Raw genomic sequence first — 2078 nt, 5'->3', positions numbered from 1 at the left:
GCAAAGAAAGTAAGTGCCGCCCCGCACAGGGGCAACACTAATAGACCAATAAGATAAGAAATGAAATGAAATGAAGAAAACCAAAACTGCCATAGGAAAACCAAAAAAAACTCACTGCCTGGCAAGGCGAAAATTATCCGGCATGGACAAATTATAGTTAGTGCGAAAAGGATTAATATCCAACCCCCCGCGCCGGGTATACCGCGCATAAACCGCCAGCTTGACTGGCTTGCAAACCCGAAGAACATCCAGAAAAATCTTCTCAACACACTGCTCATGAAATCCAGTGTGATTTCGATAAGAAATGATATACCGCAATAAACCTGCATGATCGATCTGCGGCCCGACATAATGAATCTGGACACTTCCCCAGTCAGGCTGCCCGGTCACAGGGCAATTCGACTTCAGCAAGTTGGAAACCAAAGTCTCCTCAACCGGCGCTTCATCAAACGCAGCCTTGAGCAATGAATCATCCGGCAGATAAACATCAGCATCCAGATCGAGCCGATCCAGCGACAAACCTTCAAACTCCTCCATCTGCAATTTGCCGAACTCATACGGCGCCGTCAGCCGAACAGAAACCGTCGCGCCGCACGAAGCAGAAACATCCCGCTTGATCGTGTCCCGCACCGCTTCCATCGATTCAAACGCCGTCTGCGCAAACGAGCCCAGATACAACTTGAACGACTTCGACTCGACAATGTTCGGCGAATCCGCCGGCACATAAAACGTGGCCACCGCGATCTGCGGCTTGCCGCGCGCATTCAGCCACGAAAGCTCATACGCATTCCAGATGTCCGTGCCGAAAAACGGCAGTTGCGCGCCGATGCCGATCGCCTCGCGCGCATGCTTGCGCGCAATCGGAAACAGCAACGATGCGTCGTATTGTTCGGTGTAAGCGGAGGGCTTACCCAGCGGTGACTGTTCAGGTGTCATGATGCGTTCACAATGCCACTCAGCACGTGCCCCGTCGCCGTCACGACGCGGGCCGATTCGCAATGGCCAATTTGGTCGTCGAAGAAAAAGTCCGGCTCGAACTCGCGCAGAAATGCGCTCTTGTCGAGACCGCCAAGAAACATCGCTTCGTCGATTTCGATGTTCCACGCCATCAATGTGCGGATCGCGCGTTCATGCGCAGGCGCAGAGCGCGCCGTCACCAACGCGGTACGGATATGCATCGGCGCAGCGTCGTCCGCGAGTTTCTGCAACCGGTGCAGCGCTTCGAGCAACGGCTTCAAAGGCCCATCCGCCAGCGGCAGATCCTTGTTGTGAATCTCATGGCCGACGAACGCGCGCAACCCGTCCTTCTGGAACACGCGCTCGGCTTCGTCCGAAAACAACACGGCATCGCCGTCGAACGCAATCCGGATCTCGTCCGGATACTTGCTCGCCATTTTCGCCGATTCAGGCAACACGCGCGCGGCCGGGAATCCGGCGGCCAGCGCGTCGCGCACGTCGTCCTGATTCGCGGATAGAAACAGCGACGCATTCAACGGCTTCAGATAACCGAACGGCGCCCGTCCGCGCGTAAACACGCCGCGTTCGATCGCCAGACCATGCTCGCGGCACGAGTGAAACGCACGCAGTCCGCTGATCGGATCGCTGCGCGACAAAATCACGACCTCCACCCGATGACCGCCCGCGTTCAATGCCAGCAACTTGCGGATCAGCGGAAACGCGACGCCCGGTTTGGCCGGCACGCTCAGGCGTTCGCGCTGCAATGCTTCATACGTTTGCAGGTCGCCTTCCTCGTACACCAGGTTCTCTTCCTCGAAGTCGAACAGCGCGCGCGACGAGATCGCGACCACCAGTTTGTCGGCGAGGGAAATGGGCATCTGCGTGTGTCGGTCCAGAAAGATCAAGCAAGGAACAATCGATAAACCGGGTTCTGCGTCTCTTCCCAGTACGGATAACCGAGCGTCGCGAGAAAACGTTCGAACTCGCTGTTCTCGCTGGCCGGCACCTGAACGCCGACCAGAATCGAGCTGTAGTCCGCGCCCTGGTTGCGATAGTGGAACAGGCTGATATTCCAGTTCGGCGCCATCGACGACAGGAATTTCATCAACGCGCCCGGCCGT

At 56.7% G+C, this 2078-nt stretch carries 2 protein-coding genes and 1 pseudogene; all 3 read right to left on the bottom strand.

Going from position 1 to position 2078, the window contains the following annotated elements; translation table 11 throughout:
• Positions 1-111 precede the first annotated feature (111 nt).
• Complete coding sequence (gene queF, locus PQQ51_RS34225) at positions 112-936, bottom strand: NADPH-dependent 7-cyano-7-deazaguanine reductase QueF (RefSeq protein ID WP_408501609.1); 825 nt, start codon at positions 934-936, stop codon at positions 112-114.
• Positions 933-1835: a 5'-nucleotidase gene (locus PQQ51_RS34220; RefSeq protein WP_408501608.1), complete on the bottom strand. Its 903-nt coding sequence runs from the start codon at positions 1833-1835 to the stop codon at positions 933-935. Before PQQ51_RS34220 ends, queF begins: the two co-directional genes overlap by 4 nt.
• Positions 1836-1858: 23 nt before the next feature.
• Positions 1859-2078: pseudogene (locus PQQ51_RS34215) on the bottom strand (threonine ammonia-lyase, biosynthetic); the annotation flags it as partial.

The organism is Paraburkholderia xenovorans, assembly GCF_046030735.1.
Classification (GTDB): Bacteria; Pseudomonadota; Gammaproteobacteria; order Burkholderiales; family Burkholderiaceae; genus Paraburkholderia; species Paraburkholderia xenovorans_A.
The sequence above is the reverse complement of the archived record's forward strand: the minus strand, read 5'-3'. Positions and strand labels throughout refer to the sequence as shown.

Coding starts and splice junctions, on each gene's coding strand:
- queF (WP_408501609.1), bottom strand. CDS start 936: ATGACACCTGAACAGTCACCGCTGGGTAAGCCCTCCGCTTACACCGAA.
- PQQ51_RS34220 (WP_408501608.1), bottom strand. CDS start 1,835: ATGCCCATTTCCCTCGCCGACAAACTGGTGGTCGCGATCTCGTCGCGC.